Source organism: Exiguobacterium sp. s194 (assembly GCF_018618275.1).
GTDB lineage: Bacteria > Bacillota > Bacilli > Exiguobacteriales > Exiguobacteriaceae > Exiguobacterium > Exiguobacterium chiriqhucha.
The window spans coordinates 23616-48672 of record NZ_JACSLT010000005.1; the positions used below are offsets into that span (position 1 = coordinate 23616).

General features: G+C 53.0%; 27 protein-coding genes. 26 read left to right on the plus strand and 1 reads right to left on the minus strand.

All coding sequences use genetic code 11. The features are described from left to right. Positions 1-26 precede the first annotated feature (26 nt). The 24 genes from KNP85_RS07160 to KNP85_RS07275 all read left to right on the plus strand — a co-directional run bounded on the left by KNP85_RS07160 (position 27) and on the right by KNP85_RS07275 (position 23045). Complete coding sequence (locus tag KNP85_RS07160; RefSeq protein WP_214802466.1) at positions 27-794, plus strand: segregation and condensation protein A; 768 nt, start codon at positions 27-29, stop codon at positions 792-794. Next, complete coding sequence (gene scpB, locus KNP85_RS07165) at positions 772-1365, plus strand: SMC-Scp complex subunit ScpB (protein ID WP_214802469.1); 594 nt, start codon at positions 772-774, stop codon at positions 1363-1365. The genes KNP85_RS07160 and scpB overlap by 23 nt, the downstream gene beginning before the upstream one ends. Beyond that, entirely contained in the window at positions 1366-2124 is a 759-nt protein-coding gene (locus KNP85_RS07170) for a pseudouridine synthase (RefSeq protein ID WP_214802471.1), read from the plus strand. Positions 2125-2260: 136 nt separating this feature from the next. Next, positions 2261-2842, plus strand: coding sequence for a redoxin domain-containing protein (locus KNP85_RS07175; protein WP_029595327.1), 582 nt, complete (start codon positions 2261-2263; stop codon positions 2840-2842). 19 nt (positions 2843-2861) lie between these two features. Continuing rightward, a complete protein-coding gene (gene resB, locus KNP85_RS07180; protein WP_029595328.1) occupies positions 2862-4409 on the plus strand; it encodes a cytochrome c biogenesis protein ResB in 1548 nt (515 codons plus the stop codon). Next, positions 4409-5593, plus strand: coding sequence for a c-type cytochrome biogenesis protein CcsB (gene ccsB / locus KNP85_RS07185; protein WP_029595329.1), 1185 nt, complete (start codon positions 4409-4411; stop codon positions 5591-5593). The genes resB and ccsB overlap by 1 nt, the downstream gene beginning before the upstream one ends. Before the next feature lie 158 nt (positions 5594-5751). Then, on the plus strand, positions 5752-6468 hold the full coding sequence (locus KNP85_RS07190; protein WP_029595330.1) for a response regulator transcription factor: 717 nt from the start codon (positions 5752-5754) through the stop codon (positions 6466-6468). Continuing rightward, positions 6468-8171 (plus strand): sensor histidine kinase, encoded by a 1704-nt coding sequence (locus tag KNP85_RS07195; RefSeq protein WP_214802474.1) that lies wholly within the window; start codon positions 6468-6470, stop codon positions 8169-8171. Before KNP85_RS07190 ends, KNP85_RS07195 begins: the two co-directional genes overlap by 1 nt. A 53-nt stretch (positions 8172-8224) precedes the next feature. Beyond that, positions 8225-8776, plus strand: a complete 552-nt coding sequence (locus KNP85_RS07200) for a cob(I)yrinic acid a,c-diamide adenosyltransferase (RefSeq protein WP_021067620.1) — start codon at positions 8225-8227, stop codon at positions 8774-8776. Positions 8777-8784: 8 nt separating this feature from the next. Continuing rightward, a complete protein-coding gene (yfmF, locus tag KNP85_RS07205; protein ID WP_214802477.1) occupies positions 8785-10023 on the plus strand; it encodes an EF-P 5-aminopentanol modification-associated protein YfmF in 1239 nt (412 codons plus the stop codon). Beyond that, positions 10020-11279: an EF-P 5-aminopentanol modification-associated protein YfmH gene (gene yfmH / locus KNP85_RS07210; RefSeq protein WP_214802480.1), complete on the plus strand. Its 1260-nt coding sequence runs from the start codon at positions 10020-10022 to the stop codon at positions 11277-11279. The genes yfmF and yfmH overlap by 4 nt, the downstream gene beginning before the upstream one ends. Beyond that, positions 11276-11971, plus strand: a complete 696-nt coding sequence (gene ymfI, locus KNP85_RS07215; RefSeq protein ID WP_214802483.1) for an elongation factor P 5-aminopentanone reductase — start codon at positions 11276-11278, stop codon at positions 11969-11971. The genes yfmH and ymfI overlap by 4 nt, the downstream gene beginning before the upstream one ends. A 97-nt stretch (positions 11972-12068) precedes the next feature. After that, entirely contained in the window at positions 12069-12845 is a 777-nt protein-coding gene (locus KNP85_RS07220; RefSeq protein WP_021067616.1) for a YmfK family protein, read from the plus strand. Between the two features lie 27 nt (positions 12846-12872). Further along, positions 12873-13745 (plus strand): helix-turn-helix domain-containing protein, encoded by an 873-nt coding sequence (locus KNP85_RS07225; RefSeq protein WP_029595335.1) that lies wholly within the window; start codon positions 12873-12875, stop codon positions 13743-13745. 31 nt (positions 13746-13776) lie between these two features. Then, the gene (gene pgsA, locus KNP85_RS07230) at positions 13777-14355 is read left to right on the plus strand and encodes a CDP-diacylglycerol--glycerol-3-phosphate 3-phosphatidyltransferase (RefSeq protein WP_021067614.1); all 579 of its coding nucleotides are present in this window, start codon (positions 13777-13779) and stop codon (positions 14353-14355) included. 70 nt (positions 14356-14425) lie between these two features. Beyond that, positions 14426-15652 (plus strand): competence/damage-inducible protein A, encoded by a 1227-nt coding sequence (locus KNP85_RS07235; protein WP_214714744.1) that lies wholly within the window; start codon positions 14426-14428, stop codon positions 15650-15652. Positions 15653-15728: 76 nt separating this feature from the next. Beyond that, positions 15729-16778, plus strand: coding sequence for a recombinase RecA (recA, locus tag KNP85_RS07240; protein ID WP_021067612.1), 1050 nt, complete (start codon positions 15729-15731; stop codon positions 16776-16778). Between the two features lie 187 nt (positions 16779-16965). Beyond that, a complete protein-coding gene (rny, locus tag KNP85_RS07245) occupies positions 16966-18528 on the plus strand; it encodes a ribonuclease Y (protein WP_029595337.1) in 1563 nt (520 codons plus the stop codon). 48 nt (positions 18529-18576) lie between these two features. Further along, positions 18577-19371, plus strand: coding sequence for a TIGR00282 family metallophosphoesterase (locus KNP85_RS07250; RefSeq protein WP_131471221.1), 795 nt, complete (start codon positions 18577-18579; stop codon positions 19369-19371). 26 nt (positions 19372-19397) lie between these two features. Next, positions 19398-19658 carry a stage V sporulation protein S gene (locus KNP85_RS07255; RefSeq protein ID WP_012726477.1) on the plus strand — a complete coding sequence of 87 codons (261 nt, stop codon included), beginning with the start codon at positions 19398-19400 and terminating at the stop codon, positions 19656-19658. 169 nt (positions 19659-19827) lie between these two features. After that, positions 19828-20904 carry an L-threonine 3-dehydrogenase gene (tdh, locus tag KNP85_RS07260; RefSeq protein ID WP_214802486.1) on the plus strand — a complete coding sequence of 359 codons (1077 nt, stop codon included), beginning with the start codon at positions 19828-19830 and terminating at the stop codon, positions 20902-20904. Positions 20905-20919: 15 nt separating this feature from the next. Next, entirely contained in the window at positions 20920-22101 is a 1182-nt protein-coding gene (locus KNP85_RS07265) for a glycine C-acetyltransferase (RefSeq protein ID WP_214802489.1), read from the plus strand. Positions 22102-22284: 183 nt separating this feature from the next. Next, positions 22285-22563 (plus strand): hypothetical protein, encoded by a 279-nt coding sequence (locus tag KNP85_RS07270; RefSeq protein ID WP_058763825.1) that lies wholly within the window; start codon positions 22285-22287, stop codon positions 22561-22563. Further along, entirely contained in the window at positions 22560-23045 is a 486-nt protein-coding gene (locus KNP85_RS07275; protein WP_058763824.1) for a hypothetical protein, read from the plus strand. The genes KNP85_RS07270 and KNP85_RS07275 overlap by 4 nt, the downstream gene beginning before the upstream one ends. 23 nt (positions 23046-23068) lie before the next feature. Here the strand turns inward: KNP85_RS07275 and KNP85_RS07280 are convergent, their stop codons facing one another. Next, complete coding sequence (locus tag KNP85_RS07280) at positions 23069-23617, minus strand: DUF4256 domain-containing protein (protein WP_058763821.1); 549 nt, start codon at positions 23615-23617, stop codon at positions 23069-23071. Positions 23618-23706: 89 nt separating this feature from the next. Here KNP85_RS07280 and KNP85_RS07285 point away from each other — a divergent pair, with 89 nt between their 5' ends. Next, a complete protein-coding gene (locus KNP85_RS07285) occupies positions 23707-24522 on the plus strand; it encodes a hypothetical protein (RefSeq protein WP_214802494.1) in 816 nt (271 codons plus the stop codon). Beyond that, entirely contained in the window at positions 24512-25039 is a 528-nt protein-coding gene (locus KNP85_RS07290; protein ID WP_214802497.1) for a hypothetical protein, read from the plus strand. Before KNP85_RS07285 ends, KNP85_RS07290 begins: the two co-directional genes overlap by 11 nt. Positions 25040-25057 lie beyond the last annotated feature (18 nt).

Consider the following 25057-nt stretch of genomic DNA (forward strand, 5'->3'; position numbering starts at 1 on the left):
CAAAAATGTAAATGGCAGGTGTCTCTATGGAAGCGTACAACGTCAAAATCGATACGTTCGAAGGCCCGCTCGATTTGTTGCTCCACTTGATCGGCAAAATGGAGCTCGACATCGCGGACATCTCTGTCTCCGAGGTCACGGACCAGTATGTCGCCTTTATCCGGACGATGCAAAAATTTGAGCTCGATGTGGCCAGTGAATATTTGGTCATGGCGGCGACGTTGCTCCAATTGAAGAGCAAGCAACTGTTGCCACCGGTACCGGTCGAAGAGGATGACATTCCTGACTTCGGCGAAGAACCGACCCGCGAAGGGTTGATTCGACAGTTGATTGAATATAAGGCGTATAAAGAAGCGGTCGTGTTCATGCGCGAGCAAGAAGAGTCTCGGCTCGAACTGTATAGCCGCCCGGGCGAGGATTTGACGCGCTATATGTCTGATCTCGTCCAGCCGTACGATGGGCCGCTCAATTTCGCGGATTTGTTGCACGCCTATTCGAAGATGGTCGAGCGCAAGCGGTGGAAAGAACGCCGCAAGAAGACGATCAAGCGCGAAGAGCGGACGCTCGAAGAGCAGATGACACGGTTGCATGAGCACGTGTCGGCCGAGGGGACGACGTCGTTCTTCTCGTTTTTCGAAGAGCGTCCCGACGTCTCTGACCTCGTCGTCACGTTCATGGCGTTGCTCGAGCTGATCAAGTTGCGTGTCGTCACGACCAAACAAGAAGACCGGGACATTCAAATCTCGTTCGTCGAATCGTCAAAGGAAAGGAATGAAGCCGTTGTTGTCTTATGAAACGATTATTGAGAGTCTACTGTTCGTCGTCGGCGAAGAAGGGATGGAAGTGCGGGCCCTCGCGGATACGCTTGACATTTCCGAAGCCGCCGCCCGCGAACAGTTGAGCAAGTTAGAAGCATCGTTTAAAGACTCCGGTCGCCCGTTCCAGTTGATTGAATCGGCGGGCGTGTACAAGCTCGTGACGATTCCTGAGGTGTCGGACTATATCCAGCGCTACGTCGGCACGATGGCCGAACAAGCGTTGTCTCGGGCCGCGATGGAGACGCTCGTCATCATCGCGTACAAGCAACCGGTCACCCGGGCCGATATCGAGGAAGTCCGGGGCGTTAAAGTCGAACGCGTCATCCATACGCTGTTATCAAAAGGATTGATCGAGTCGGCAGGTCGGGCCAAGACAATCGGCCGGGCCAAGTTGTACCGGACGACCGAGCATTTCCTGGACCATTTCGGGTTTAATTCGCTTGAAGAATTGCCCCCATTAACGTTTGAAGACGAGCTCTCGGACGAAGGCGATTTGTTCTTCGGCCAGCCGTCTGCGATTACGCAAGATAGATTGGAGAATGAATAAATGGAACGTTTACAAAAAGTGATTGCCCAAGCAGGTGTCGCCTCACGGCGTAAAGCCGAAGAAATGATTTTAGATGGACGGGTGCGCGTCAACGGGAAAGTCGTGCGCGGACTCGGTACGAAAGTCGGTCCAAAGTCTGAAGTCGAGGTCGACGGTGTGAAAATCGAACAAGAAGAGCATGTTTATTATGTGCTCTACAAGCCGAGCGGTTACGTCTCGACGGTCGAAGACGATAAAGGACGGAAAGTCATCACCGATCTCGTACCGCCTGGATCGCGTGTCTTCCCGGTTGGACGTCTCGACTATAACACGACGGGACTCATCATTTTAACGAATGACGGTGAGTTCTCGAATATGATGACCCATCCGAAGTTCAAGATCCCAAAACGTTATGTCGCGAAAGTGAAGAACATTCCTTCGTATATCGCGATTAAACAACTCGAGTCGGGTGTCGAACTCGATGACGGCTACAAGACGGGTAGCGCCCAAGTGAAGATGAAGACGGTCGACCATAAGAAAAACTCGGCCATCTTAGAAATCGTCATCTCGGAAGGCCATAACCGTCAAATCCGTCGCATGCTCGAAGCAGTCGGTTCAGAAGTCATCAAACTGAAACGCGAACAGTTCGGTTTCTTGACGCTCGACGGTCTCACGACGGGCGAATGGCGTGAACTGTCACGCAAGGAAGTATCGAAGCTACGTGAGCTTGCCAACCCGACCGTACCACCCGTACAACGGGGCAAGAAAAAGAAAAAATAACAACTAAAAAATCGTCCTGAGATAGGATGATTTTTTATTTTGTGGAGATTGTGTGACAAAAAGATGAAAAAAGTCTGTTAATGTGCGTTTTTGGTGTTTTTTCAGTACAATAACAACTAAAGGATGGTGTGAACTCATGACGAAAGAAACAAAGTCGGGTGATCGCATGAACCAGGCGATGGCCCATAAGAAAAAACGGTCATTTTGGCGGCTCATGATTATGACGATGGTCCTGTTCGCAGGAGCGGTCGTTATCATGCAATTGTTTGAACAAGCCGGCAACGACGGACGTATCGAGGCCGGTGACGATGCGCCGAACTTCAAGCTCGTCAGTCTTGACGGGACGACGATGGTCGAGCGTGACACATACGACGGTAAAGGGTTGCTCTTGAACTTCTGGGGCACATTCTGTGAACCGTGTGAGAAAGAGATGCCGGTCGTCCAGGATAACTATGCCGCACTCCAAGACATGGGCGTCGATTTTTGGGCGGTCAACGTCGGCGAGACACCGCTTCGGGTCGATAATTTCGTGAACGGCCTCGGCGTCAAGCTCGACTATCCGATTTTGATGGACACGCGCAGCGAAGTCGAGAAGGCGTACGGGATTTATAACTTGCCGGTCACGTTCGTCATCGATGCCGACGGCAAAGTGATTGAAAAGTACGAAGGTGAACTCACGAAAGAGAAACTGATGGAGTTGGCCGAGAAGTCATTGTAAGCGAACGGGGGGCGCACAAATGCTAGATATGAAATACGACGGCGCCGATTTACGATCGAAGCGTCGTCCACGGTCATGGATTGACCGGGTGTGGAGCTTTTTTGCATCGGTCAAGGTCGGTCTATGGCTCATCGGGCTTATCATCGTCGGGTCGGCGATCGGAACGATTTTCCCGCAAGAGATGTATATTCCGCAACAGTTGCCGGCGAACCAGTATTACACGGACGAGTACGGGACACCGGGTACGATTTACTACACGCTAGGATTCCACAACCTCTATACATCGTGGTGGTACATCACGTTGATCGTGATGCTGACGTTATCGCTCATCGTTGTATCGATTGATCGATTTTTCCCGCTGTATAAAGCGTTGAAATTTCAACCGGTCCGACGTACCGATCGCTTCATGCGCGGACAACGTTTGATTGGTGAGGGAAAAGGGACGGACGAGCAAATCGATGCGTTCGGAGAGGCTTTAAAAGCCAAGCGTTATCAAGTGAAGCGTGATGGGGATGCCTTACTCGCCGAGAAATATCGATTCGGTCGCTGGGGTCCATACGTCAATCACATTGGGCTCGTCATCTTCTTCATCGGGGCGATGCTTCGCGTTTTCCCGGCATTCCATACGGATACGCTCGAATGGGTGCGCGAAGGCGATACGGTTCCGCTCGAAGCGACGGATGATGAATATTATCTTCGCAACGATCAGTTCATCTTAGAGATGTATGATCCGGAAAATAACGCGGAAGATGCGAAATTTGCCAAGGCGATCGAGAAAGCGGGCGCAGTCCCGAAAAACTATGAGACGGAATTGACGCTGTTCAAGAAGACCGGGACGAACGAGGACGGATCGCCGCAACTCGAGGAAGTCGATACCGGTTCGACGAAAGTGAACCACCCGTTCAAGTTTGAAAAGTACGAAGTGTATCAAGAACAGTATTCGAGTCGCCTGGAATTCTTGTCGATGTCCTTTAACGTTGCCGATAAAGAGACAGGTGATGTGTATGGACCGTTCACGGTCGATTTGACGAACCCGGAGACGACGTATGACCTCGGAGACGTCACGGTCAAACTGAACGACCTGTATCCTGACTTTGAGGTCAAGGACGGCCAACCGAACACGAAATCGCCACGGGCACTCAACCCGGCCTTCTTCATGGCGATTGACACACCAGACGGCACGACGGAATCGAATTTGATTGGAATTCGTTTAAACGTGGCCGATGAAGATAATCGCTATGTGTTCCAGTTCGCTGGTACGGAGATGGCAAGTACGAGTGGTCTACGCGTCAAGAGTGACTCGACGTATCCGATTTTGATTGTCGGTGGAGTCATCTTCATGATTGGAATTGTCATGGGGATGTATTGGCCGCACCGTCGTATCTGGATTCGCCGACACAATGAGACGGACGTGCTCGTCGCTGGTTTCACCAACAAGAACCCGTCCTCGCTCAATCGCGAAATCACACCGCTCCTAGAGAAAAATGGCCTGCCGATCTGGGAAGATCAGGCACGGTTTGAAAAAAAGACGGACGACAACTCAACCAATGAAAGAGGGGAATCATAATGGAGTGGATTCAGTGGAGCAGTCGTTTGCTCTTTATCGCGTTCATCCTTTACGCTGTCGCGACCGTGTTATTCACGATCGCGGTCAGCGGGATGCGCAAAGGCCGAAACGTCAACCGTATCGCCTACGGCAAATATGCGTTCATTTTGGCCGTCATCGGCTTCATCGCTCAAATGACATATTTTATTTTACGTTGGGTCGGGGTCGGTTATGCACCGGTATCGAACCTGTACGAATACACGACGTTCTTCGGCATGATGATGGTGTTCGGGTTCCTCGTCGTGTACGGGATTTATAAAAATGACGTGCTTGGCTTGTTCGCCATGCCGGTGGCGCTTCTCGTCATCGCTTTCGCTTCGATGTTCTCGAGCGAAGTGGCACCGCTTATCCCGGCCTTGAACAGTGTCTGGTTGAAAATTCACGTCACGACGGCCGCGCTCGGCCAAGGAATTCTCGCCATCAGCTTCGCCTCAGGTCTCATTTTCTTATTGAATGAGACGTCGATGCGGGAACAGTCGAAGTCACGAACGTGGCTTGAGATTACGATGTTCGTCCTCATGTGCACGCTCGGCTTCATTCTCGTCTCGATGCTCTTCAAGGCGATCGGTGCCGGTGGCGTGGTCGAGTTCACGAACGACCGCGGGACACAAGAGTCGTATGAATACTTCATGCCGATGTTGTTCGTGCCGGAAGGGGCTCAGCTTCTCTCTGGTTCGGGCGGACTGTCACTTGAGTTACCGACGTTCATCAATACATTGAAGTTGAACACGCTCATTTGGTCGGTCATCGCCGGCGTCGTGATTTATGTACTGCTTCGTTTCGTCATCTTGCGAAAACGGATTGCCGAGGCGCTTCAACCGCTCGCGAAAAAAGTCGACCTTGATCTCGCCGACGAGATCAGTTACCGGTCGATCGCCATCGGCTTGCCGGTGTTCATCCTCGGTGGACTCATCTTCGCGATGATTTGGGCACAAATCGCCTGGAACCGTTTCTGGGGCTGGGACCCGAAAGAAGTGTGGGCGCTCATCACGATGCTCATCTATATCTACTATTTGCATATGCGCATCCAACGTGGTTGGACGGGAACAAAAGCCGCTTGGTTATGTGTCGGCGGCTTCGCCGTCATCATGTTCAACTTGGTGTTCGTCAACCTCGTCATCGCAGGTTTGCACTCATATGCGTAAAAAAAGAAGTCACTTCGGTGGCTTCTTTTTTTACGCCGCTGTCAACTGACCGTTGTGAAGCCAAATAATAGAGTGGTATAGTTATGAAAGAGAGCGAAATGTTCACAATTGTGCAACATTCGCTACATCTTGTAATGGTTCTTTAGGAGGTTTAGTGGATGGCTAATAAAACTAAAATTTTAGTGGTCGACGACGAGGAAAGAATTCGCCGCCTATTAAAAATGTATTTGGAACGGGAACAATATGTGATCGTCGAAGCGACGAACGGGGAAGAGGCGCTTCAGCTCGCCCTTGAGCACAATTTTGATGTCATCCTGCTTGATTTGATGATGCCGAAAATGGACGGGGTCGAAGTATGTACCGAGCTTCGGAAATCGAAGGCGACACCGGTCATCATGCTGACGGCGAAAGGCGAAGAAGTCGATCGTGTCCAAGGTTTCGAAGTCGGAGCGGACGATTATATCGTCAAACCGTTCAGTCCGCGTGAGGTCGTCTTGCGCGTCAAGGCACTCCTTCGCCGCTCGGGCTCGACGAAATATTTGCGTACGGCCGAAAAATCAAAAGACTTGATCGTCTTCGCGCATTTGACGATCGACAACGATGCGCACCGCGTCACGGTCGACGGAGAAGAAATCGCGCTCACGCCGAAAGAGTATGAGCTCTTGTTCTTCTTGGCCAAACAAGTCGACAAAGTATTTTCACGGGAGCAACTGTTGAAAGAAGTTTGGAACTATGAATTCTTTGGAGACCTTCGAACGGTCGACACACACGTGAAACGACTCCGGGAGAAGTTGAACCGGGTCTCTCCAAAAGCCGCGCAAATGATCACGACGGTATGGGGTGTCGGGTACAAGTTCGAAGTCGTCAGTGAGTGATGATTCGCCGGAATAGCATCGTCACAAAACTATGGTTGACGATTCTCGTATTGGTCAGTCTCATCTTGTTCATCGTCTCTGTGTTGATGCTCGAGTTTTTCAACTCGTTCCATATCGACCAGGAACGCGGCCACTTGGCCAAGCTCGGCGGGCAGGTCCAGTCGGTGTTGCTTCAAGAAGGGGACGCGTCACGGACGGTCGACCAAATCATTGAAGTGTACGGTGCGAACTATATATTAGAGAACGGGACGGTCCGTTCGAACTTTGGAACGGAAGTCGACGGTCTCATGACGGAGCTCGGCCGTCAGGATTGGGAAACGTATCAGGCAGTCGGGGAGACCGCGATTGGAAACTTTTCGTCATTTGACGATCAGGCGGCACTCGCGTATCGGACGACATTCTCACTCGAGACAGGGGAATACACGCTCTATTTGATCGAACCGCTCGACGCGATCTCGAGTGCGAACGAAGGGGCCCGGACGATCATCTTTTGGACGGTCGCGTCGGCCATCATCGTCACGACCGTATTTGCCTTCTTCTTATCGACTCGGATTACGGCACCGCTCCGCGAGATGCGTGACGCGGTCAATAAGACAGGAGAAGGACAATTCGACCTCCGTCTCGTCCAGAAGTCGAACGATGAGATTGGGGAGTTGGCCGGGTCGTTCAATGCGATGAGCAGCCAACTGTCGACATACGTGAATGCGCTCGATCGAGAACGGCTCCAACTCGCCTCGATTTTACGATCGATGGCCGACGGGGTCATCACGCTCGATCGTCATGCGAACGTCATCGTCACGAACCCGCAAGCCCAACCGCTCCTCATCGACGAACAGCCGCATGAAGTCGTCCTGTCTCTCTATGAGGACGTCGTTGCCGGGGCACCGGAGAAGACGATCGAAGTGAAACAAGACGATCATTATTATACGTTGACGGTGACACCGCTTCTCGGCGAGGACGATTTTGAAGGTGCGGTTGTCGTCATCCGTGACACGACCGAGAGCCATCGTCTTGACAAGATGCGAACCGATTTTGTTGCCAACGTCAGCCATGAACTCCGGACCCCGCTCGTGACGCTCCAAGGGTATTCCGAGGCGATTATCGACGGCATGACCGAGAGTGATGATGCGACGAAAGAATTCGCTTCCATCATCTATGATGAGTCACTCCGGCTCGCTCGTCTCGTCAACGATTTACTCGACTTGGCACGGATTGAATCAGGCAAAGAGACGATGCAATTCGCAACGTTCGACCTCGGTGAGTTTTTACCGCGCGTCATGCGCAAGTTCAACCAGATGGCGAACGAGAAAGGGATCACCCTCTCGACTGAGGCTCCGCGTCACACGATTGAGGCGGACGGGGACCGATTGGAACAAGTGTTCACGAATTTGATCGGCAATGCCATCGCACATACCGAGTCCGGTTCGATTCGACTCGAAGCGAGCGCAGAAGAGACCGGCTTCATGATCCGTCTGTCCGACACGGGCAGCGGCATCCCGAAAGAAGATTTACCGTTCGTGTTCGAACGGTTTTACAAAGCGGATAAAGCACGGACGAGCGGCGGCAAGGCGGGTACCGGAATCGGTCTCGCCATCGTCAAGAACGTCATCGATGCCCATCACGGCATGGTCGACGTCTCAAGCGCGCTCGACGAAGGGACGACGTTCACAATCCGTCTCCCGTACACGCAACCGCAGGCATAACGACAATGGTGACTCCTATGGGTCACCATTTGTGGCATAAAGGAGGAAATGACATGAAACTGTACACACGAGGCGGGGACAAGGGCGAGACGTCGCTCATTGGTGGACGCGTCTTGAAAGTCCATCCCCACATCCAGGCGATGGGGCTGTTAGATGAATTGAACAGTCAGATCGGTCTCGCGCTCGCCCATCAGACGGACGAGACGCTCCGGACCCAATTGACACGAATCCAGCACGACTTGTTCGATCTCGGCTCGGAGCTGATGTATAAACAAGACCCGCCGCAACAAGTCGATTTAGTAATCGTCACGGAGCTTGAGACGTGGATTGACGAGCTTGAGGCCAAATGTCCTGAGCTCGTCCGGTTCATTTTGCCGGGAGGCAGTGTCGGAGCGGCAAGCCTGCATGTGGCGCGCACCGTCTGTCGCCGTGTCGAACGAGAACTTGTCAATGTCGATGCAGCCGTCCGTCAACTCCCGTACTACAATCGATTGAGTGATTACTTATTTACTGCGGCCCGTTACGCCAACGTCGTGGCCGGTGTGCCTGATCAAGAGTACGCCCGCGGTGCCGATGTCTTTAAAACGAAAAAGAAGAAGGAGTAGATCCAGTTATGAAAGGAATCGAACAATTTCAACAGCGATTGCACTATTCGGTCTACCCGACCCAAAAATTCAAGACGACGACATGTCTCGTCTCGTTCGCGGCGCCATTGTCGCCTGAGACGATTGCAGCCCGCGCCTTGTTGCCGTATGTGATGGAGAAGGCGACGGAAGCCTATCCGTCGATCGAACTGTTCCATACACCGCTCGAACAACTGTATGACGCAAGCCTGTACGCCGGGGCCTCAAAAGTCGGCAAAGAGCATATCATCCAGTTCCAGCTTGAAGTCGTGAACGATGAACTCGTCGGCGAACCGGTGCTCGCTCAAGCCATCAAACTGCTCGAGGAAGTGCTACTTCGTCCGAACGCCTATGACGGGGCGTTCCAACCGCTCATCGTCGAGCAAGAGGCTCGTCTACAGCGTCAACGGATCGAATCGGTATACGATGACAAGATGCGCTTTGCCCAACAACGTCTACAAGAGCTGCTCGGCGGAGAACTCGCCATCCCATCGCTTGGGACACTTGACCAGTTGGAGCACGTGACACCTCGGACGTTGTTCGAGGCGTATGAAGCGATGATCCGTCACGACCGCGTCGACGTCTATGTCGTCGGGGACGTCAGTCGTGAACAAGTGACGGACGCGTTCGCCCCGCTCGAAGGGCTCGGAGAACGTCTCGTTCGGGAGTATCCCCAGCCGGTCGACCGTGAGTTTCAACGGCTCGAGGAACATCAAGCCATCAATCAGAGCAAGTTGCACCTCGCCTATCAAGTCGACATCGACCCGAGAAGTGAGGACGCCGTCCGGATGCAAGTCGTCAACGGCTTATTCGGCGGCTTCCCGCACTCGAAACTGTTCATGAATGTCCGTGAAAAAGAGAGCTTGGCCTATTACGCGGCCTCGCAGTATAGCTCGCTCAGCCGGATGTTGTTCGTCTACGCCGGAATCGATGCCTCGAACCAGGCCAAGACCGAGGCGATTATCGCCGACCAGCTAGCCGACCTTCAAGCCGGCACGTTCGAGGATGAGACGCTCGAACAGACGAAAGCGATGTTATTCCATCAGCGTCGTCAACTCGGCGATAATCCGCGCCAATTGATCGCTTGGATGAGCGGTTCGGACATCCGTCCGTTCTCGCTCGACGAAGAGATGGCGATTATCGAACGGACGTCGCGTCAAGACGTGGCCGCGCTCGCGAACCGATTGACGCTACAGGCCGTCTATTGTTTAAAGGGGGGAACCGCATGAAACTCGATTTTCCAAACGTCGGAGAGACGCTTCATCATACCGTCCTCGAGAACGGATTGACGGTTTACTTATTGAAAAAGACCGGCTATGAGAAAACGTACGCCACGTTCACGACCAAATACGGGTCGATTGATCGTCGGTTCAAGCTAGAGGACTGGGTCGACGTACCGGACGGGATCGCCCATTTCCTCGAGCATAAGATGTTCGAGAAAGAGGACGGCGACGTGTTCCAACACTTCGGACGCCTCGGCGCGTCGGCGAACGCGTTCACGTCGTTCACGCGGACGGCATACTTGTTCGGTGCGACGTCGAACGTCAGCGAGAACTTGAAGACGTTAATCGACTTCGTCCAAGCGCCGTACTTCACGGAAGCGTCGGTCGAGAAAGAGAAAGGCATCATCGGCCAAGAGATTCAGATGTATCAAGACAATCCGGGCTGGCGGCTCTATTTCGGTTTGATTGAGGCGATGTACGCCGAACATCCGGTCAAAATCGACATCGCCGGGACGATCGAATCGATCAGCGCCATCACGGCCGACGATTTGTATCGTTGCCATCAAGCGTTCTATCATCCGAGCAACATGGTGCTGTTCGTCGTCGGGAATATCGACCCGGACGCGATTCTCGCCGAAATCACCGCCAACCAGGCGGCGAAGACGTTCCCACAGCCGCTGTTGACGGCGCGGGAAGAAATCGAAGAGCCGGAGACGGTGCATCTGGCCGAACGCATCATCGAGATGGACGTCTCCGTCCCGAAAGTGATGATCGGATATAAGGATACGCCGCTCACCGGCAAGGACGGCATGAAGCAAGAGCTCATCGTCGAGCTCCTCATGCACGCCTTGTTCGACACGACGGCGCCGCTCTACGCGGAACTGTATGCCGAAGGATTGATCGATGACGCGTTCTCGTTCGACTATACGTCAGAAGAGACGTTCGCCTTCGCCGTCCTGTCGATGGAGACGCCGCACGTCGAGCCGTTCGTCGACCGTATCACGTCCGCCCTCGAGCGTCCGCTCGAACTCGGCGCCGAGACACTCGATCGCAAGAAGCGCATGATGAAAGGGCAGTTTTTGAAGGCGCTCAACTCACCTGAGTTCATCGCTAACCAGTTCTCACGCTATGCGCTCAGTGGCGGTAATATGTTCGACATCCCTGATCTGCTCGATGCGATTTCACTCGACGATCTGTACGCCGCGTATGACCGTCTATTCCAAGCCGATCACCGGACCGTCTGCATCGTCAAGAAGCCGTGACGACGCTCATCACGGGAGCGAGCGGGGCAATCGGTCGTGCCGTCGCCCTGTCGTTCCGGGACGATGACCTCATCTTGCAGGCGCATACGCAGGCGGAATTGCTCCGTGCATTCGTCGCGAGCGAAGGACTGACGGCTGACGTCGTCACGTGTGACCTCGATGATGAGACCGGGCTCGAGGCTTGGCTCGACACACTCGGACCGGTCGACCGCATCATCCACGTCGCCGGCAATCATGCCTACGGGTTGCTCGTCGATCAGTCGCTCCTCGAACTCGATCGGCTGTACCGAATTCATGTCCGCTCGATGATCCGGCTCGTGCAACACGTCGTCGGGCAGAAAGCCTACGACCGCCCCCTCGATATCGTCGTCGTCTCGAGCGTCTGGGGTGAGGTCGGTGCGGCCGGGGAAGTCCTCTATTCGACCGTCAAGGCCGCCCAACTCGGGTTCGTCAAGGCGTTCGCTCGTGAGGCGGGACCATTTCACGTCCGCATCAATGCGGTCACACCGGGGTGGATTGACACTCCGATGAATGATACGGTAGAAGAGACGAAACAAACGGCCCGTGAGGAGATTCCGCTCGGCCGATTAGGTGGACCTGAGGAAGTGGCGGAGACGATTCGTTTCCTCTGTTCCCCAGCCGCCGCCTACATGACCGGTGCCGTGCTCCGGATCGATGGTGGTTGGGTATAAAACTTTGTCGCCACGACTGAAACGAGTTCTTTTCAATTCTTCTAAAATAATTTAGAATGAACAAGGTAGCGAGCACACATCAGAAAGGGTGGACGAGATGGATCATAAGTTCGAAGAATGGTATCTCGAATATGAACTTTGCCAGAATCGACCCGGTATCCTGGGGGATATCGCTTCACTGATGGGGATGCTTCAAATCTCAATCGTGACGATTAACGGCGTCGATCTCCAACGCCGCGGCATGCTGTTAAAGGCCCCGGCCGCGGATCACGTCCATCGTCTGGAACATATTTTGCGCAAGATGGAAGCCATCGTCGTCATCAAGCTCCGGCGACCGAAGCTTCGCGACCGAATCGCGATTCGACATGGGCGCTACATCGAGCACGACAATGACGACAAGAAGACGTTCAAATTCGTCCGCGAGGACTTAGGTGTCCTCGTCGACTTCGTCGCCGAACTGATGAAAGAAGAACGGCACTTGTTGATCGGGGTGCGCGGCAATCCGCGTGTCGGGAAGACCGAGTCGATTGTTGCGGCGAGCGTCTGTGCGAACAAGCGCTGGCTGTTCCTGTCATCGACGCTCATGAAGCAGACGGTGAGGACCTCGTTGTTCGAAGAAGAACGCGAAGGGGACCACGTCTATATCATCGACGGTGCCGTCTCGACGCGGACGATGGATGAACGCCATCGTCAATTGATTCGAGAAGTCATGCGGTTGCCGTCCGTGAAAGTCATCGAGCATCCGGACCTATACGTGCGCAACACCGATTGCGTGTTCGAAGACTTTGATTACATCATCGAACTGAGGAACTCACAAGATGAGGAGATTATCATTCCTCAAGAGACACATCGTGAGGCAGAATGGTTTGAATAACTACTTGAATGGAAGGTGTGGACCCCTGTGACAGAACTAGGGACTTTTTTGAAACAAAGGCGTGAGGCGAGCGGTTTGACGCTCGACCAAATCCAGCAGACGACGAAGATTCAAAAACGCTATATCATCGCGATCGAGGAAGGTGATTACAAAAATCTCCCTGGCTCGTTCTATGCACGGGCGTTCATTAAAACGTATGCGGAATCGTTAGGACTTGATGTCGATGAACTGTACGAGACGTATGCGAAAGATTTGCCGAAAATCGAGCCGCAACCGACCGTTCAATTATCGCGAAAGCAAACCTATTCGAAAGCGTCCGAGACGTCGAGCCGTGTCTCGCGTTGGGTACCGAAAGTCATGCTCGTGCTCGTCGCGTTCCTGTTGATGACGGCCGTCTATTACGTCGTCCGAAACCTTGATTTCGGCGACCAAAACGCGTCACCGACTGAACAGACGAACTCGGGTGTAACCATTGATCAAAACAAGGACGTGCCGGAAGAAGAGCCGGTCGAAGAAGAACCGCCGGCTGAAGAACCGGTCGAAGAAGAACCGGCAGAAGAGACGGGACCGATTGCGGTCGCGTCGACGAACGGGGCAGACCTCACATATGAGATCGCGACGGCCGATAAACTGACGACGGAGATTCATGTGAAAGAGTCGCCGGCGACATATGTCGGTGTTCGGGACACCTCACTCGAGGGAGCGTTCCTCGCTCCGGAATATCCGAACCAATCGAAACAAAACCCGATTGTCATCGAGGACGCGGAGACGGATACGCTTCGCATCCGAATCGGCTTGATCGGTGGGGTCGAGAAAATTGTTGTCAATGGCCGGGAGCTTGAATTAGCCGACTCGCCGGTCACACAAAATATATTTGTAAAGAGAGTCGACGCAGAATAAGTTGACTCTCCTTCTAGAGGAGGAGTTCTCGATGAACCTACCTAACCGTTTGACGATGTTACGGGTGTTGCTCATCCCCGTGTTCGTTGTCTTACTCGCCGTAGATTTTGATTGGGGAGACATCGCTTTCCTCGGGGCGGACGTACCGCTCCATCAATTCATCGCCGCGGTCATCTTTACGATTGCCGCTATCACTGACTGGCTTGACGGGCATCTCGCTCGGAAGCACAACTTGGTCACCAACTTTGGGAAGTTCATGGATCCGCTCGCTGACAAACTACTCGTCACGGCGGCACTTGTCCTGCTCGTCGAGATGGATCTCGTCGCGGCATGGGTCGTCGTCGTCATTCTCTCGCGTGAGTTCGCGGTGACGGGACTTCGTCTCGTGGCGGCCGATGAAGGAATCGTCGTCGCGGCCGGGAAGTCGGGCAAAGCGAAGACATGGGTCCAACTCTTTGCCATCATCTTCCTGCTGTTCGGCAACCCGATTTTCAGCTATGTCGGCATCCCGTTCGGCGAATGGGCCATGTGGCTCGCGCTCGTCTTGACGATTTACTCAGGGGCCGAATATTTCGCACAAAACTATAAGATCATTGTAAAGTCGATGTAACCATCGGCATAGACGAGTTGTTCAGCTTGGCCGAACAGCTCGTTTTTTTTTAATGGGGGGAGGAATTTGGATGAAACGCACCGAAATCATTGCGGTAGGCTCTGAACTGCTCTTAGGGGAAATCACGAACACGAACGCCCGTTACTTATCAGAACAGCTGTCGAAATACGGGTTGTCCGTGCTGTATCATGTAGTCGTCGGAGATAATCAGGAACGTTTGCGAGCGACACTCGAACAAGCGCGATCACGAAGTGAATTCGTCATCGTCACTGGCGGCCTTGGGCCGACGGCGGATGATATCACGAAGACGACACTCGCCGAGGTGCTCGGTCGTCCACTCATCCGTGACGAGGCATCGCTCGAGACGATCCATCGTTTCGTCGCCTCGCGCGGACGCGAGCCGAACGAAGGGGACGCGCGGCAAGCCGATGTCTTAACCGGGGCCGAAGTGCTCACCAACCCGGTCGGTCTCGCGCCCGGGATGTGGATCGAGGACGAACCGACATGGCTGTTGTTACCGGGTGTCCCGTGGGAGATGAAAGCGATCGTCGACGCCACGTTCCCAGAAAAATTCGGCGGGATGACCATCGTCTCTGAATCGTTGCGCTTTTATGAAATCGGTGAGTCGGCGCTCGACGCGGCCGTCGTCGATTTGATGACCGGGTCGAACCCAACGGTCGCCCCATACGCCGAGTCGGGCGAGGCACGACTGCGCATCAGCGCCCGCGCCGATACCGAGACCGTGGCGCGGGAGATGATTGAACGGGTCAAACAGGATATTTTGGCGCGGGTCGGTCACTATTACTTCGGTTCAGACGAGGATACGCTCGCCGCACGGCTGATTCACGAGTTACAAGCGCGCAAGGCGACGCTGTCGATTGCCGAGTCGCTCACGGGCGGTCAAGCCCAAGCGATGCTCACGGCCGTTCCAGGAGCATCCTCGGTGTTCAAGGGCGGGGTCGTCACGTACTCCGACGAGCTAAAAAATAGGTTTTTAGGGGTGTCCCTTGATACAATTGATTCACACTCGGTCGTCTCAAAAGAAGTCGCCTTTGAAATGATCCTCGGTCTGACGCGTCAGACCGGAACGGATTATGGGCTGGCGTTCACCGGCGAGGCCGGTCCGACGTCAAATTCGGGTCAGCCGGTCGGAAAAGTGTTCATCGGCATCCGGTCACCGGACGGGATTGACGTGATCGAACGTGATTACCCGCATCAAGAGCGGCATGTCATTCAAGCCCGGGCTACGAAAGACGGAATGTGGGCGCTCCTGCAACAAATGAAAAAAGGCGAATAAACGTTCGCAAAAAACTTGTGTATCGTCTTCGCTTCGCTTATAATGAAAGTATCAATCAAAGGAGGCTCATTAATCTATGAGTGATCGTAAACAAGCGTTAGAAATGGCATTACGCCAAATTGAGAAACAATTCGGTAAAGGCTCAATCATGCGCCTCGGTGAAAATACAGATCAGCAAGTTTCGGTGACCCCGTCAGGCTCAATCGCCCTCGACATCGCCCTCGGTGCAGGTGGTTATCCACGTGGTCGTGTCATCGAAGTGTACGGACCTGAATCGTCAGGTAAGACGACGGTGGCGCTTCATGCCATCGCTGAAGTTCAAAAGCGCGGCGGACAAGCTGCCTTCGTCGACGCCGAGCACGCGCTCGACCCGAAATACGCACAAAACTTGGGCGTCAACATCGATGAGTTGCTCTTATCACAACCGGATACAGGGGAACAAGCCCTTGAGATCGCGGAAGCCCTCGTCCGCTCTGGTGCGGTCGATATCCTCGTCGTCGACTCGGTTGCGGCACTCGTTCCGAAAGCCGAGATTGAAGGGGAGATGGGAGACTCACACGTCGGTCTTCAAGCCCGCCTCATGAGCCAAGCGCTCCGTAAATTGTCTGGTGCGACGAACAAGTCGAAGACAATCGTCATCTTCATCAACCAAATCCGTGAGAAAATCGGAATCATGTTCGGTAACCCGGAAACGACACCTGGTGGTCGTGCCCTCAAGTTCTATTCGTCGGTCCGTCTCGAAGTCCGTCGTGCTGAAACGCTCAAACAAGGCCAAGACATGGTCGGGAACCGGACGAAAATCAAAGTCGTCAAAAACAAGATCGCGCCACCGTTCAAGACGGCAGAAGTCGATATCATGTACGGCGAAGGAATCTCGCGTGAAGGCGAGCTCATCGACATCGGGGCCGACCTCGATATCGTTCAAAAGAGCGGCGCGTGGTACTCGTACAACGAGGAGCGTCTCGGTCAAGGCCGTGAGAACGCGAAGCAGTATATGAAAGAGAACCCGTCGGTGGCCGCATCGGTCGAAGAACGGATTCGCGACCACTACGGTCTCAACGGTGAAAAGACGGTCACAGTCGAAGCTGACAACGATGACGTCCTCTCACTTTTAGACGAAGAGTAAGTAACGTTTCTCGCCTGACATGGTTCAGGCGAGATTTTTTTAGTATAATTTTTTTGATGAATTGGTAGTTCTATCCTGTCCGTGCATTGCATTCTAACAGGTAAATAAGTACAATAAAGCTATACGCGGGCTCGCTCGCGTTTTCATTCATGAAAAAATAAAATATCCTTGCGAAAGGGAGGTGAACATGATGGAATGGCTATTAGAGCTTATTCTGATCCTCCTTTTGCCGATAGCTTTTGTTGCAGGTTTTTTTGTGCGTAAATCGATCGCCGAAGCGAAGATTCAAGGTGCCGAGACGGAAGCGACCAAGATTGTAGAGCAAGCGCGACAACAATCGGAAGCGATGCAAAAAGAAGCACGGCTTGAAGTAAAAGAAGAGATGATTCAACTTCGCAATGAAACCGAACAAGAATTGCGCGAACGACGTGAAGAGCAGAAAGTGAAAGAAAATCGTTTCGTCCAAAAGGAAGAGCTTCTCGACCGGAAAGCAGACATGCTTGAACGGAAAGAAGACGCCTTGGATGAACGTGAGGCTGCACTCGCGAAACGGAAGCGTGAAGCGGAAACGCTCGAGAGCAAAGTGGAGGAATTATATGAGGAGGCACGCCAAGAACTAGTACGCGTGGCAGCCTTGTCGAAAGAAGAAGCACGGACCATCATCATGGACGAAGCGAAGCAGGAAGCGCTTCACGATGCTGCTCTCCTTCAAAAAGAAATCGAGCAAAAAGCAAAATTAGAAGCTGATAAAAAAGCGAAACACCTCTTGTCTCTCACGATGCAACGTTATGCGGCCGAACACGTCGCCGAGACGACCGTATCAGTCGTCAACTTGCCGAGTGATGAGATGAAAGGGCGCATCATCGGACGTGAAGGACGTAACATCCGCACGCTCGAGACACTCACCGGCATCGACCTCATCATCGATGACACGCCGGAAGCGGTCATCCTGTCTGGATTTGACCCGGTCCGTCGTGAAATCGCCAAGATGACGCTCGAAAAACTCGTTCAAGACGGTCGGATCCATCCGGCCCGCATTGAAGAGATGGTCGAGAAATCACGTCGTGAAGTCGATGAGCGCATCCGTGAATACGGGGAAGAAGCGACATTCTCAGCCGGCATCCACGGCGTCCACCCGGACCTCGTCAAGACGCTCGGTCGAATGCGTTACCGGACGAGTTACGGTCAAAACGTGCTCGCCCATTCGGTCGAAGTGGCCCACCTCGCCGGCATGATGGCCGCCGAGCTCGGGGAAGACGTCACGCTCGCCAAGCGAGCGGGTCTCCTCCACGATATCGGGAAAGCCATCGATCATGAAGTCGAAGGCAGCCACGTCGAGATTGGTGTCGAGCTCGCCACGAAGTACAAAGAGCATCCGGTCGTCATCAACTCGATTGCCTCGCACCATGGGGACGTCGAAGCGACATCGACGATCGCGGTTCTCGTCGCAGCGGCGGACGCCTTGTCAGCGGCGCGTCCAGGAGCCCGTCAAGAGACGCTCGAAAGCTATATCCGACGCCTTGAGCGCCTCGAAGCGATCTGTGAGTCGTTCGAAGGAGTCGAGAAGTCATATGCCATCCAAGCGGGACGTGAAGTCCGGATCATCGTCCGCCCAGACGTCGTCGATGACGTCGTGGCGAACAAGATGGCCCGCGACATCTGTAAACGGATCGAAGATGAGCTTGACTATCCAGGCCAAATCAAAGTGACGGTCATTCGCGAAACGCGTGCCGTCGATTATGCGAAGTAACAAGAGCGGAGACATTCTCCGCTTTTTCTATTGGAGGAGGACAAGACTATGAAAATCTTATTTATCGGCGACGTGGTCGGAAAACCAGGTCGCGACATCTTGAGCGCCCAAATCGGACGCTTAAAAAGCAAATATAGCCCGACGTTCATGCTCGTCAACGGTGAAAACGCAGCCAACGGGCGCGGTATCACAAAAAAAATCTATCAACAATTTCTTGAGCTTGGGTTCCATGGCGTGACGATGGGGAATCATACTTGGGACAACCGTGACATCTTTGACTGGATCGATGATGCTGACCGCATCGTCCGTCCGGCCAACTATCCTGACGGCACGCCGGGTGTCGGGATGATGGTGTTGAAACAAGGCGGGAAGAAGCTCGCCGTCATCAACGCGATGGGCACGGTGTTCTTGCCGTCGCTCGACTGTCCGTTCCGTACCGTCGACGCCCTCGTCGAAGAGATTCGCGGCGAGGTCGACGCGATTTTCGTTGACATGCACGCCGAGGCGACGAGTGAGAAGATTGCGATGGGGTATCACCTTGACGGACGCGTCCAAGCCGTCGTCGGCACCCATACGCACGTCCAGACGGCTGACAACCGCATCCTACAAAACGGCACGGCGTACATCACCGACGTCGGGATGACGGGTCCGCTCGACGGGGTGCTCGGCATGGATGCCGAGGTCGTCTTAAGAAAATTCATCACCCAGCTCCCGGTCCGGTTTGAAGTTGCCGAGGGACGGGAACAACTAAATGGAGTTTTAATCACAATCGATGACCAATCGAAACGAGCCACGAAAATCGAACGCATACACCTAGATGATCAGACCGTATGGTTTGATTGAACAACCTACCCGAGGGGGAAACAAGAATGGACGTACTCAAAGTTTCGGCAAAATCGAATCCTAACTCCGTGGCGGGTGCACTCGCTGGCGTACTTCGTGAAAAAGGAACGTGTGAGATTCAAGCAATCGGCGCTGGAGCGCTCAATCAATCCATCAAAGCGGTCGCGATCGCGCGTGGTTTCGTCGCGCCGAGCGGGCTGGATTTGATTTGCATCCCTGCGTTCACCGATATTATGATTGACGGAGAAGAACGAACGGCAATCAAGCTCATCATCGAACCAAGATGAGCTTGCGGTCGGGACATAGGTCCTATTCTTGTAAGAGAAGCCATCGGCGCGGATGGCTTCTCTTTTTTGTCTGGAAAATCGACGTTCTATCTTCTCAGGTTCGTCATTTTATGACAAGATGAAAGAGAACGTGAAGTTCGATTAAGAGATGAAGAGGGGGACGTTTTCAATGGAACAGCTCGTGTCTACGACAGAGAAGGAAGCAACGACACCTGTGATGAAAGCGATTCAAAAACATACGGCCGGATTCGGGGCCCAATTGGTCGAAGTGCCAATCCCGACACCAGGAGCCGGGGAAGTGTTAATCAAAGTGAAAGCGACATCGATTTGCGGGACCGATGTCCACATTTATGAGTGGGACGACTGGGCAAAGAGCCGGGTCAAACCGCCATACGTGTTCGGTCACGAGTTCGCGGGGGAAGTCGTGGCGCTCGGGGAAGGAACGAAACGCATCCAAGTCGGACAGACCGTATCGGCCGAGACGCATATTGTCTGTCACCAATGTAAACAGTGTTTGCGCGGGCAGTATCACATCTGTAAGAACACGAAAATCATCGGTGTCGACACGCAAGGCTGTTTCGCTGAATATGTCGTCATGCCCGAAGAGAACTTGTGGGTCAACCCAGAGTCGATGCCGGCCAAGCTCGCCTCGATTCAAGAGCCGCTCGGAAACGCCGTCCATACAGTGCTCGCGAGTGACGTGTCGGCCAAGTCGGTCGCTATCGTCGGCTGCGGCCCGATTGGCCTCATGGCCGTCGGCGTCGCCAAGGCGGCGGGCGCGAGCCGCGTCTATGCGATTGACGTCAACCCGTACCGGTTGAAGCTCGCCGAAGACATGGGGGCGGACGTCGTCATCAATAGCCTCGAGCAAAATCCGCTCGAGCTGATCATGGATCAGACCGATGGGGACGGCATCGATGTCGTCTGTGAGATGAGCGGGCATCCGGTCGCCATCGACCAGGCGTTCAAGATGGTCACGGCCGGCGGGGACGTCAATGTGTTGTCACTACCAGCCAAGCCGGTCGCCATCGACTTGACGCGTGACGTCGTCTTCAAAGGGGTGCGCGTTCAGGGCATCACCGGACGTAAGATGTATGAGACGTGGGGTCAAGTGTCGACGCTACTCGCGACAGGTCAGCTGAACGTAGAACCGATTATCACGCACGTGTTCAAGCTCGAGGAGTTCGAGCAAGGTTTCGAGCTCATGCGGGCCGGGAAGTGCGGTAAAGTGGTCTTATTACCATAAACAGGGGGAATCGATATGGCATTTGAACATATTACAGAAGCAGTCAATGAAATGAAACAAGCGGGCACGTTCCGCTCACTCGTGCCGCTCGAGTCGGCGCAAGCGAACGAAGTCACAATCGACGGCAAATCGCTCGTCCAGCTGTCTTCGAACAACTATCTCGGACTCGCCAACCATCCGCGCTTGAAACAAGCGGCAATTGAAGCGGTCGAACAGTTCGGGGCCGGCACAGGTTCGGTCCGGACGATTGCCGGGACGTTCGAGATGCACGAGGCGTTCGAACGCGAGCTCGCCGAGTTCAAACATACGGAAGCGGCGCTCGTGTTCCAGTCGGGCTTCGCGACGAACCTCGGCGTCTTGTCGGCCCTCCTCGGTCCGGAGGACGTCGTCATCAGTGACGCGCTCAACCACGCCTCGATTATCGATGGCATCCGGTTGACGAAAGCGGCTCGCCGCATCTATAAGCACATCGACCTCGCTGATTTAGAGGCGGCGTTGAAAGAGACGCAAGATTATCGGACGCGTCTCGTCGTCACGGACGGCGTCTTCTCGATGGACGGCAACATCGCGCCGCTCCCAGAAATCGTCGAGCTCGCCGAGAAGTATGACGCGGCGGTCATGGTCGACGATGCCCACGCCTCGGGCGTGCTAGGCAAAAACGGCCGCGGTACGGTCAACCACTTCGGGCTCGACGGCCGGGTCGCGCTACAAGTCGGGACGTTGTCGAAAGCGATTGGTGTCCTCGGCGGCTACGTCGCCTGCTCGAACGACATCCGTGACTTCTTGATTCAAAAGGGACGTCCGTTCTTGTTCTCGACGTCACACCCGCCAGCGGTCGTCGCGGCGAACCGTGAGGCGATCCGTGTCATGAAAGAAGAAGAGGAGCTGTTCGACAAGTTATGGGCGAACACCGAGTTCTTCAAATCAGGACTTCGTGACCTCGGCTTCGACATCGGCCATGCGACGACACCGATCACACCGGTCATGCTCGGCGAAGAGACGCTCGCGCACACGTTCTCGGACAAATTGAAAGACCACGGCGTGTTCGCACAGAGCATCGCTTTCCCGACGGTCGAGAAAGGCAAGGCTCGGATTCGGACGATCGTGACGGCGGAACATACCCGTGACGACCTCGAACGTGCGCTCGCTGCCTTCAAGGCGGTCGCGGAAGAACTGAACGTCACGCTTCAAGCGTAAGGTTAAAACTGTAGAAATAGAGATATGAACCACAGCATGCCTGAATTGGGCATGCTGTTTTTGTTTGAAAATTTTGGTAGACATCTAGGAGGATTGAATCTAAACTTTGAACAGGAGAGTACTCGGATTTCACTATTTTTTATTTCAACTACCGAGTTTATATAAAAAGGAGTAACAAGAAAGATGTTAGTAATTGATTTATTTTTAATCAGCGGTTTAGGCATCATTTTATCTACCGCCGGCATGTATTTGTTATTTAAACCGAAACAGTCCGTCTCAGTGCAAGATGCGACCGTGGATAGTATCGTAGGAACGATTTTGCTCCATGTCATCTTAGTCTGCATGACAACGAAGCACTTAGGAGCGCTTCTGTTGCTCCTTGGGATAGGGATGGGAATAGGACTTTACATAGCATTGTATGATGCTATTATTCTTTACATAAGTGAGATGAGGAAAAGATGATAGATTATAGCCGAAGTTCAGTTGCGGGATCATTTCTGACAGCAGAAGAATTCTCGATTCTGACGATTTCTCCGCTGTTTATTATTAATGTTGTAATTGGGATTGGGATTTTAATCGTCATATATATCATCGACGTGGAGTCGTGGAAAGACTTTTTCTTATTTTTAGGGATGACGATTTGGGCATCGATTTTCGTATCAGTTTATGTCATGGCGTGGTACATCCGAATTAAGTACGATACGTCGCCAGATTTTTCGGCAACGTTTGGTTTGGATTCCTTCCCTGGATGGGGTGTTCTACTTTCTCAAATGATGGAAGAGCCGAACCTCACACAAAGTTTGATAGCAAATGCATTATTCTTGTTTTTCACACGCAAGTTGAACGACTGGTTCATGTGGCCATTCAAAGTGTTATCCATTTTATTTGTCAGTCTATTTTTCGTCAAGTATGTCCCCATCGTCTTCAATTGGCTCTTCACATAAAAAAGCAAGGCACGTGGCCCTGCTTAGAGGATGAACATTCCGCGGAATCCTCGGGCCGCATAATACGAATCGGCGCCATTATGATAGACGAAGATCTGGTTGTAGCGCCGGTCGCAGAATAAGGCTCCGCCTTTTTGACGAATCGATTCCGGGGTGGCAATCCAGCTCGACGTCTTCAAGTCGAACGTACCGAGCGTCTGCAGATGGCGATACGTTGCTTCGTCGAGTAGTTCGATGCCCATCTCTTCAGCCAACTCGACGGCACTCCCCACCGGTTTGTTCTTCTTTCGCGCCGCTAACGCCGCATCGTCATAGCATAGGCTACGTCGACCACTCGGACTTTCAACCGAACAGTCACAGAAGACATGCTCCCCGTTCGGAAGTCGAATCACATCGGGTTCGCCGCCGGTCCGTTCCATTTCGGAGAGCGCGGCGAGTTTACGGTCGTCCGCTTGAAGACGAGTCAAGATGTCGGGCCAGGTGAGATCTTGATGTCGTTCGGGGTTGGTGGTAAAGCGCGCTTCGAGAGTTTTCAACAACTCGGTTGTTTCTTCGTGTGAAAGGGTGGACATCATCAATCACTCCATTCCAAGGTTTCTTTCAGTATACGACATCACTTGTGATCGATTCAGCACACTGTTCATGGAAAGGGGAATGCCAATTGAATTTCGATGCCTTAGATGTTCAGCATCTACATGCGCAGACGTTCCGGACGATTGATTTGTTCTTGCTCAAATCTATTTGGTCAGACGTTTTGCCGCTCGGTTCTTATCGCGTGATTGACTATGGTGAGCTAGATTTGGAACTTACCAAACCACAATTACTTCAGCTTCGATGGATTGATTTGACGTTACCGATTGGCATCTATTCGAATGAAAAACTAGTCTTTTTGTATAATTCGTATCATCGCAAATTATATACAGAAAAAGTTGTGTCCATCGAGCTAGCCGGACACGATGTTTCTTTCCTCGATTTTTTATTGGCACACAGTCAGACGTTTCATGACCCTGATTCATACTCTCTGAAAATGGAGGATATGTACGGCCTCTCACCGGACAGCCAATGGAGAGAGTTCGGGTTACCGGAAGTGAAGGCCCCTGCGGCATTCATTGCGGACTTATTAATCGCACTCGGTGTTACGTCATTCCAAGTCGTCTTATCCAAAAATAAACTGTTATCCGATTTTGAGTCTTGGGCGAAGTGGACGGGAAGCGATCATGCAATTGAATCTAGTGGGAAATGGACGTGGTCGAAGACGTATAAGGTGAGTTGTGATGTCTCCCGACAACCAGAACAAGCTGTTCATCAACTTGTGTCACTCCTGGAACATGATGAAGAGTGGGAAGGCATTCGATTCCTCATCCCGACCGAGACAGAAACCGTCTCATTGTTCATTGGAGGCGATTTGACGCAAGGATATGGCTACGGTGTGTTTCAGTATAAACATCCGGGAGAGGTGGTTTCCAATGAGATTTGAAGATTTGTTCTTGTATGACGGGATGATGCACGTGTTTGCTTTCAATTATGACCTCGGACCTAAGACTCTGACGTTCAATCTACAGCTCTTCGACCACTCTAGGAAACGGAACGTCTCTTTCCGTGAGCGGCTCGAGGCGAATGGGATTCCTCCGCAAAGCGAGATGGTGAACGTGAAGCTCCGCTTTGAAGACATCATATACATGGAAGTCATCGATGAATCGTATACCGATGGAGTGGTGATCACGCCTCATGACAAGTTTGAAGGAAATCAAATCGTTCGTTATACAAAGTCAGGCTATCTCGATCAACTCCAAGAAACACGTTTTCAGTTGTGGGAGTACATCAAACCGGACGTCGCTACATTTTGCCACTATCGGATATACGGATTGGACACGGTCCTCGAAATCATCACGATGTCGGACCCGACTGTCGAGGCGGCGATTGGGTTAAAATGTATCCGTCGGGGGAGCCCAACCATCTATTTTGGTGGGAAGCATTACTACGAGCAATCTTAAAAAGTCCACATATCAGCA